This window comes from Collimonas sp. NPDC087041 (assembly GCF_044745265.1).
Lineage (GTDB): Bacteria > Pseudomonadota > Gammaproteobacteria > Burkholderiales > Burkholderiaceae_D > Collimonas.
Genome location: NZ_JBIUZX010000025.1, coordinates 1 through 8,560, shown reverse-complemented (window position 1 = coordinate 8,560; position 8,560 = coordinate 1). Strand labels below are relative to the sequence as shown.

The following is an 8,560-nucleotide window of genomic DNA, read 5'->3' as shown; positions in this document are numbered from 1 at the left end:
CATCGGGCATACGGCGACAGAATGCTTATTAACGAAACAGAAGATACAGAACTGGAATATTTTGTTTTACCGGAGGTTTTCAACAATGAGATATGTAAAGGTTACAGCCCCAAGATGGTCAAGAAGCTGCTAATGGATCGAAATCTGTTGGTCACGGAAGGAAAAGGCGACAAGGTCAGAGCTGATCGGAACGAGCGCTTGCCTGGTTTAGGCAATACGCGATGCTACCGATTTAATTCAAAAATTATGAGTGCGGGCACCTAAGCCCAAGGAAAATGAGGCTGAAAGCCGTATGAGGCGATGGCAGATTTGCGCTCCGCACAGGTGTAGTAGTAAAGAACGTCAAATGAAGAAGTCCTTAATCGCACTGGTCGTACTTGGCGTAATTACAATTGCAGCACAAGCTCAAAGCTCCGTAACCATCTACGGCATCGTTGACACCGGCATCACTTTTTCTAACCACAATATCATCACTGGCACTGCCAGCAACGGCAGCAAGTTTGGTGTCAGTTCAGGTAATATAGACACATCCCGGCTTGGCTTCAAGGGCTCTGAATATCTGGGTGGCTGTCTTAAAGCTGTGTTCCAACTGCAAGCTGGTTTTCAAAACGATACCGGTGCGTCTGACGGCAATGGCTTTGCGCGCCAATTGGTAGTTGGATTGGCCGGCAACTTCGGCACAGTGACGCTGGGTCGACAATCCGATATCCTCGACGATGCCGGTCATGCATTCACATCGATAAAAGATTTCGGCAATTTCGTTGGCAACCCGCACGCCCTAGATCCTCTGGAATACCTCCGTACTCAAAATTCGATTCGCTATGACAACATGAATCTAAGCGGCTTCAGTGGCAGCCTGATTTGCGGCTTCGGCGAACAAGCTGGCCGTACAACTGCTGGCCAATCTTTCGGCGTCGGCGGCACTTACGCTACTGGCTCGTTGGGACTGTACGCCATGTACTGCCAATCGCAATTTGGCTCCAATGCGAGCGACACGCTGATTTCTTGGATTACCGCCATGGCCGGCCTGACTGCAGCGCAGTTGAGTGCACTCAATTTTGACGACGCTACACTTAACAAGGCATACAGCCTGGGTGCCGGCTAGCCATACGCAGTTTTTTTATTAGCCGTCGCTCTGATGGAGGTCTTGGAAAAACTGAGATTGTTATTAATACCGTAGGTTAAGACCCAGATCGTGGGTTTCAGAAATTGAATGGGGAAGACTGAGATAACCTTTGCTGTTATATAGCACTTTTGCGTGATAAATTGATTTTGCATATCAGGATAAATTTGGGCGTGCGCGATAACTCCGAAATGAAATGAAGTGAGGATGCCGAACGACGGCTCCTGATATGGTAGGGAAGGCGTTTTCAAGACGATTCATAAAAAATCGAGTCCATAAAATACCGGCCCGATCGTAGTGTTTGTCTAGTTCCATATTTTTTCTCAAAATTAAAATAGGAGTGCTCAATGCAACCAGTGCTAGATTTATCTAATGCGCAACGGATTGTTGTTCTAGGCGCAGGTACGGCGGGACTATTTGCGGCCTTGGAGATGCGGCGTATTTTCGGTCCATCTGCAGATATAACGGTTATAGAATCGCCCAATTCACCAATCGTAGGGGTGGGAGAAGGCGGTATATTAAATTTGCCGCAGACCTTGCGACGCTTGGATATCGATGAACGTGACTTCGCCGAAAAGACTGGTGCAGTTATCAAATTGGGCTTTGCTTACCTTGGATGGAAAAATGGTCAAAGTGATGACATATTTTTTCACATGTTTAATGAGGGGAGGATGGGGGCACCTCAATCTCCTATTTATGCAGGTTTTGCTCCAAATTTGTCCGGAATGCTAGCAAACAAGGTTCCATTGCATTACGCGATGACTAATTATGAATTGATCGAAGCAGGTCTGTCGCAAGAGGATGTCTGGCGAACTCTTGCAGAGAATCCAGGAAAATATCCCTTTTCCTTTCATTTTGCCGCAGAGCGGGTGGCTGAATATCTCCGCTCAATCGCCATCAAGCGTGGCGTCCGTTGCTTGAAGCGGGAAGTGGTTGACTTCGAGCTTGACCCTTTCACTGGCTATGTTCGCACCATAAAATTTGCTGACGTTGGGGATCAGGAGAGTGTTGATTTTTTAATCGACGCGTCGGGTTTTGCGCGTCTTGTTATTGGCAAACTTTATAAAACACCTTGGCGCAGCTTCAGTGACCATCTTCTGCTCGATCGTGCCATTCCTTTCCACATGCCTCACCAAACCCCTCACCCGGCGCTAGCAACCCGAGCATTGGCGATGCGAGCCGGATGGATGTGGCAAATACCGGTTCGCGAGAGAATTGGTGCGGGTTATGTTTATTCCAGTCGCCATCTGAGCGATGAGGATGCCCTGCGTGAAATCGAAACGACACTTGGTTTTTCCATTGAGCCGATGCGAACGTTGCGCTTTGAACCTGGACATTTTGAGGTTATATGGCGTGGTAATGTATTGGCCGTAGGTCTCGCATCCGGCTTTGTAGAGCCTTTGGAGGCGACTTCGATTGGCGTAATGCTCGACCAGATATTTTGCTTTGGCCTGGACATTGAGAACTGTGGAAAGATTGTGCCGCAGACTACGATAGATTTATTCAACGTCCGTAGCGTATATACTTGGAGTCAAATTCGAGATTTTCTTATCCTTCATTATGATTCTCAACGCCGTGATACAGTCTTTTGGCGTGACATAGCTAATTTAGCTCGACCAACTGAATATAGCACTCTCATGAAAACATGGAGTTTGAGAACTCCGCGTTCGGGAGATGTCGCTTCATATAGTTTGTCCCATAGTCTTATCTTCGATTGGCCTAGTTGGTTTATGGTCGGGCAAGGGGTCGGCGCTATTGCCCCTTCTTCTGCGGCAACGGAACTGGCAACATTACCGCCCAACGTGCGCCATGATGTCGGACGTTTTCTCAACTTACTTTATTCATTGCATCGCGTGCCTTCCGCGAATGATCTGGATGAATTAAAGAAAGTGGTGCCCAATTCAGAGTTTGAAAGAGTTGCGAATCCGGACGCAGAAAATAAGGTAAATATTGGTATTCAACAATTGAACCAAGGAGAATTGGCCACGGCGATTGACAATTTCAATCAGGCCGCCCAGATAGACCCGTATCTTTGGCAGGCGCCACTCAATCTCGGCCGGCTCCAAAGGATTGATCGCTCATACAAAGAGGCAGAAATCAACTTGCGCGCAGCGGTAAAGCTCTGTCCGAAAGGCGAAACACCCTGGAGAGAATTTGCGATACTATTGCATGAAACCGGTCGCCTTTTTGATGCCAAAGCTGCTTTTCAAGAGGCAATCAGCTGTGATCCGTCCGCTATTGCGACGCGATTTGGATTCGCACTTTTGCTGCAAGAACTTGACGATCAGCCTGGATGGGAGGGGCAGCTGAGACATGCCACAGAGATTGCTCCAAAGTCTGCTGAAGTTTGGCGACGGACCGCCGAGCTTCAGGTCAGCGGCGGCAAGGTTGAGTCAGCGATCACTGCTTTTTCCCGAGCTGTTGATCTGGCTGGGGACTATCCAGATTCTACCGATTTTTATAATATTGCCAGACTTCTTTTCGCTCTGGGTCGATTTGGAGAGGCTAAATCGAACTATGAAACTGCCATCCGCATTACTCCGAATCTCGCCGAGGCCCATGTCAACTTAGGTAATCTAATTGTTGATCAAAAATTGGGTTCGGAGAGCGAAGCCGAAGCGCATTATCTCGCGGCGTTGGCTGCAAAACCTGATCTCGCAGAAGCGCATTATGCAATTGGCGTTTTATACCGCCGATGGGGTGACGTTGTGCTTGCCAAAGGCTATCTTGACGCGGCGACCTATCTCAATCCCAAATTGTCGCAAGCGCTGAAGACTACTGAAGCCAAAAATTAACCTTGTTGTCGTTGAATACCTGAAAACAAACATCGTGCGATGTAGTAACTCAGCGTATTGGGAATTGATATGCATGCGGGTAATCCGAAAAGATAAATTTGATAACTAAACAGACTGCTCGAAGTTTAAATTGGTTTGAATTTCCCGCCTATTTTTTGCTGATAGTGTAATGGCGTATCACCGGTCCAGCGTCGAAATGCACGTTGAAATGTGCTCTGTTCTGCATAACCCAACAACTGTGCGATGTCACTTAATTGGAGGTTTGTATCATGTAAAAAATCTTCAGCCATTTGCTGACGAACATCATCGAGCAAAGAACGGAAATTGGAGCCGACTTCGACTAGACGGCGGTGCAGAGTACGTGTTGTGAGGTGCAATGCATTAGCAACGTTATCCAATTCTGGTTCACCGTCTCTAATCAAACGGATAATACACTGGCGAACGATGGTTTCGAATTCATTTTTTGGAGGGAGTTTTGCCAGCAAGTCATCCAATTGTTTTTTTAAAAGATGCATCAAAACTGAATCTGTGTGACAGAGCTGATGGTTAGACAAAGATAGTGGGGCGCGTAGGGCAGTAATTGGTTGTTCGAAAAGTACTATACAGTCGAAGAAATTGTTATAGGGTCGAACATCAAGTGGTGCGGAATTAATAAAACTAATTTCCGTCAGAGAGATTTTCTGACCAGTTATATTGCGGATAAATTGTACTAATGAAGCAAGCGTACATTCGTGCATTTGTTGTCTGCTGTCATTAGAGTCGTCTTTTCCCCATTGAAGCACTATATCGCCACCTTCGACGAAAACTTTCGTTGGGCTAGCATCGTAGAGTAAACGTTTGTACTGTTGCATTAGTGCCGTTGCCATACCTAAATTTTGACAAGACGCCAGAACATAGCCAGCGGCACCAAAATGCGAAGTCTTGATAGTCTGTCCTAAGTGAAACCCTAGCATTGGATCGTCCAGGTAATGTGCTGTTCGATCCACAAGCGACTTCCAATGGCCCATTGGGCAGCGTTTCATATGATCATCAATCTCTGTTGGGCTAGATTGGCCTAGAATAGATTCTGCGTCCAATCCATGTTGCTCCAAGTATTCAAATAGCAATCTCACATAAGCGTTAGGGATAAAGCTTTGCGTTGAACTGTTTGGTTCGTCTTTCCTCATGTGTACGAGCCTCAGCAGTTAACAAAACATGACATTTAATTTAACAATAAAATTCGCTATTCGCAACGAAATAATTACGACTCACGATAGTTTGTATTTCCATTCTGTATTGTAATAAATTTAGATGAAACTGATTAAAAACACAGTAATCCCTGTTCATTTAGGACAAGAATTGCGGTCAGAGAACTTGGGGGCAGGTCACAATGTACATAAACGATCAAAATCGATAAAGTGCTACAGATGGTCGCGACCGGACAGAGGTCGACAGCCGTAGCTGTGAGGTCGACAATGCAGCTAATTACTGTACGTTGCGAGGGGGCGAATGTTGGGGGCAGGCCATTGGCTCCATTTGCCTCGCTCTAAGCAGTCTATAGAGGCATTTGTATACCGTATCCCTGAAGAAAAATAATTCAAGTGCTACCTCAAGTGCTACCTTCTACGCTCAGTCGCAGTGAGACACATCGCTTATTGCTTAGAGTTGGAAATTTCGTCGATATGTGTTTGGTGTTGAACCTGTCCAACGCAAAAATGCACGATTAAAATTGCTTTGCTCAGAATAGCCCAGTAATTGAGCGATGTCAGAAAGTTGCAATGCTGGATCTAGCAAGTATTGTTTTGCCAATTGCTGACGAATTTCTTCGAGCAGCTCTCGGAAACTGGTGTCATATTTGTCTAAATGGCGGCGCAGTGTTCTAGGCGTTATATTAAGTGTGCTTGCTACATTATTCAACTCTGGCTCGCCTTCGTGAATTTTACTTGTTACGCAACGTCGAACTGACATCACGAATTCGTTTGTTGCAGGTAGCTGATTTAAGAATTCATTTGCCTGCTTCTCTAACAGAGCTATCAATATAGGCTCTGGTTTCCTTACTGGAATAGTCAACGATTGCAGTGGTACGCGTATACTGGTGACAGCTTGATTAAAAAGAACTTCACATTTAAAGAAATCTCTATAGGCTTGTGGAGAAGATGGCTCGGGATTGATAAAACACACTTGCTTTAGCTCACTATTCTGACTGGATATAGCTCTGGCAAAGTGGAGAAATGTAGCAATGCCAAATTCATGGTTCAGTCGGCCATGTCCCCCGGAACTTCCCCCGGGCCATTTAAGCACAAGATCGTCTCCGTCAAAAATAGGAACCTCCATAGGGTGTTGATCCACCTCTTGTACAAGGCGCTCGTATGCTTGCAGGCGCAACAGTGATGCACCAAGAGTGGGGCACGACGCGAATATGTAGCCAATGACTCCAAAGTGCGCAGGCGTAATCGTTCTTCCCATGTGCAAACCTAATAAGGGGTCTTCTAAGTGTGCCGCGGCACGTTGCAAATGAGAGACCCAGCGTTGCATTGGATAGCGAGTCAGCACTCGGTCGATCTCGTCCGGTGCCGGCTCATTTAATAGCGTTGAGGCGTCAACTCCTTGATTTTTTAAATACTCAAAAAGCACACGCATAAACGCGCTACACACAAAGCCTTGCGCAATTGTATTCAATTCTGTTGTTCCCATAATTTGAATTATATGACGTGATTAGCATCGATCAAATTGTCACATCGATCATGTATTTAAAATACATAAAATTTCCATGGGGAAATTTATTTCCCTAAAATTTAACAATTGTTTACAATCGATTGGAAAGTCTACTTATATTTCTGCATGGAAATATAAATAGACTTTCAAAAATAATATAAGTAATTTTTCTAAATTAATCCATTGACTTAGGTTTCATCATTTCCCCTATGAAACTCTTCCTAGGGTTGACATTATTTGTCATGTCTCCTGAATTTTCTGCGATCACTCAACAATGATGGCTCTTGATTTTCATTGACTTGCGAGTGGCCAGAAAAAAGTTAAAACAGGACGCTAGTGGCCATAAATGCAAATTGAATGTCCATTAATGCCAATATTTCTCGTTTTGCTCCCGTCTAATATCCGAGTCGTAACCCAATGTAATTCTCCGTCACATTGAAAAGTGTTCGCGCCTTTTCATTTACCAAATCTTGAGATGTGCATTGATCAATTGCAGAGCCTGTAAGGAAATACACTTTTGATATAGATATAACTTGCATTGAGTTCGATTAATCATAACTAAGTACATGAAGAAAATATTAGGTTGGAAAGAAGATAGAAATTTTCCTGCGTCAACCCAATCATAAAATGGTGAAAACATGAATAAAATCTTCCGAGTTATTTGGAATAAAGCTTCCGGACAATGGCGAGTGGTTGGGGAGCAGGCGAAAAGTCGTGGGAAGGGGAGAAGTCAATGTAATGCAATTGGTAACGCATTGGTTGTTGCTGTTGTTGTGGCAATGGGTGTCGGAACATGGAATGTCTCTCTTGCAGCAATAGTCGGCTCTAACTCTGGTAACCCAACTGGCTATAACAGTAACGGCTCTCAGAGTTTTGGCTCCGGAGGAGGGACTGCTTCCGCGTCCTTTAATGGGATTGCTTTAGTTGGGGGGACGGATTGCGGGATCATAAGTCCTATGAACGCTGCAGGAGTGTACGGAACTGGGGCTGGGACATACACCAACGGTTTTTATGGATTCGGAACGCAAACAACTGCCCTTTCATGGGGTGTCGCTTCAAATGTTGGTACCGGGCAAACGGCGGGTATAAATAATTATACTGGCGCGCAAACACTTGGAAACGTAACGATATCTGCCGCCAACGTAGCATCTGCCACGGCGAATACAAGTGCATTCGGGATGAACTCATTTGCCACGGGGTGCGGCTCCCAGGCAAATGGGCTTGGAGCAACCGCAATTGGCTGGAACGCACAAGCTCTTGGCTCAGGTGGTATCGCGATGGGCGTGAACGCAAACGCCGCAGCGCAAGGAGGAATTGCGTTTGGTACGCAATCGACGGCGACGGCAGTGGATTCTCTGGCTCTTGGCACACTTGCCAATGCGGGCGCAACTGGCGCGATCGCCCTGGGAGCACAATCCACTGCATCGGCCACCAATGCCCTAGCACTTGGATCGAGCAGTAGCGTAACGCTGGCCAATTCGGTGGCGCTGGGTTCGGGCTCCAGCGCTACGGCCACAACTCCGACGACTAACTGGACCACTGCCAATGGTGTGGTACCGGGCAAAACATTTACCGTTAATCAGGCACCAACCAATGGCGTGGTGGCTATAGGTAATCGTCAGATCCAAGGTGTCGCCGATGGCGAAGTGTCGACGACTTCGACGAATGCGGTGAATGGCAGCCAGCTCTACACAACTGCTTCCGCGATCAGCTTGAATCTCACGTCACTTTCCACATCTACCTCGACAGGTCTGAGCACGACCAATAGTAACGTCACATCGTTGTCGACCTCGGCTTCGACGGGTATCACTTCACTGTCCACTGGTTTGAGCACGACAAATAGCAACGTGACATCGTTGTCGACTTCAGCTTCGACAGGTATCACATCGCTGTCCACTGGTTTGAGCACGACCAATAGTAACGTCACGTCGTTGTCGACTTCAGCTTC

The 8,560-nt window shown here is 46.3% G+C and carries 5 protein-coding genes and 1 pseudogene; 4 read left to right on the top strand and 2 right to left on the bottom strand.

Annotated features, from left to right (window positions below; translation table 11 throughout):
- From ACIPF8_RS24440 to ACIPF8_RS24430, 3 genes and pseudogenes are all read left to right on the top strand, one after another.
- Nucleotides 1-264, top strand: a pseudogene (locus ACIPF8_RS24440) (hypothetical protein); the annotation flags it as partial.
- An 82-nt stretch (nucleotides 265-346) separates the two neighbouring features.
- Complete coding sequence (locus ACIPF8_RS24435) at nucleotides 347-1,105, top strand: porin (RefSeq protein WP_400426354.1); 759 nt, start codon at nucleotides 347-349, stop codon at nucleotides 1,103-1,105.
- A gap of 365 nt (nucleotides 1,106-1,470) precedes the next feature.
- The gene (locus ACIPF8_RS24430; RefSeq protein ID WP_400426352.1) at nucleotides 1,471-3,918 is read left to right on the top strand and encodes a tryptophan 7-halogenase; all 2,448 of its coding nucleotides are present in this window, start codon (nucleotides 1,471-1,473) and stop codon (nucleotides 3,916-3,918) included.
- Nucleotides 3,919-4,043: 125 nt separating this feature from the next.
- On the opposite strand, the gene ACIPF8_RS24425 is transcribed toward ACIPF8_RS24430, so the two are convergent.
- Nucleotides 4,044-5,084, bottom strand: coding sequence for an AraC family transcriptional regulator ligand-binding domain-containing protein (locus tag ACIPF8_RS24425; protein ID WP_400426350.1), 1,041 nt, complete (start codon nucleotides 5,082-5,084; stop codon nucleotides 4,044-4,046).
- Between the two features lie 472 nt (nucleotides 5,085-5,556).
- Nucleotides 5,557-6,591, bottom strand: a complete 1,035-nt coding sequence (locus ACIPF8_RS24420; RefSeq protein ID WP_400426348.1) for an AraC family transcriptional regulator — start codon at nucleotides 6,589-6,591, stop codon at nucleotides 5,557-5,559.
- Between the two features lie 659 nt (nucleotides 6,592-7,250).
- Between ACIPF8_RS24420 and ACIPF8_RS24415 the strand changes: the two genes are divergently transcribed.
- The coding region (locus ACIPF8_RS24415) for an ESPR-type extended signal peptide-containing protein (RefSeq protein WP_400426346.1) at nucleotides 7,251-8,560 on the top strand (1,310 nt) is incomplete at its 3' end.

Bases quoted from the DNA above. Each gene is read 5' to 3' on its own strand.
- ACIPF8_RS24420 (WP_400426348.1), bottom strand. From the start codon at position 6,591: ATGGGAACAACAGAATTGAATACAATTGCGCAAGGCTTTGTGTGTAGC.
- ACIPF8_RS24425 (WP_400426350.1), bottom strand. From the start codon at position 5,084: ATGAGGAAAGACGAACCAAACAGTTCAACGCAAAGCTTTATCCCTAAC.
- ACIPF8_RS24435 (WP_400426354.1), top strand. From the start codon at position 347: ATGAAGAAGTCCTTAATCGCACTGGTCGTACTTGGCGTAATTACAATT.
- ACIPF8_RS24430 (WP_400426352.1), top strand. From the start codon at position 1,471: ATGCAACCAGTGCTAGATTTATCTAATGCGCAACGGATTGTTGTTCTA.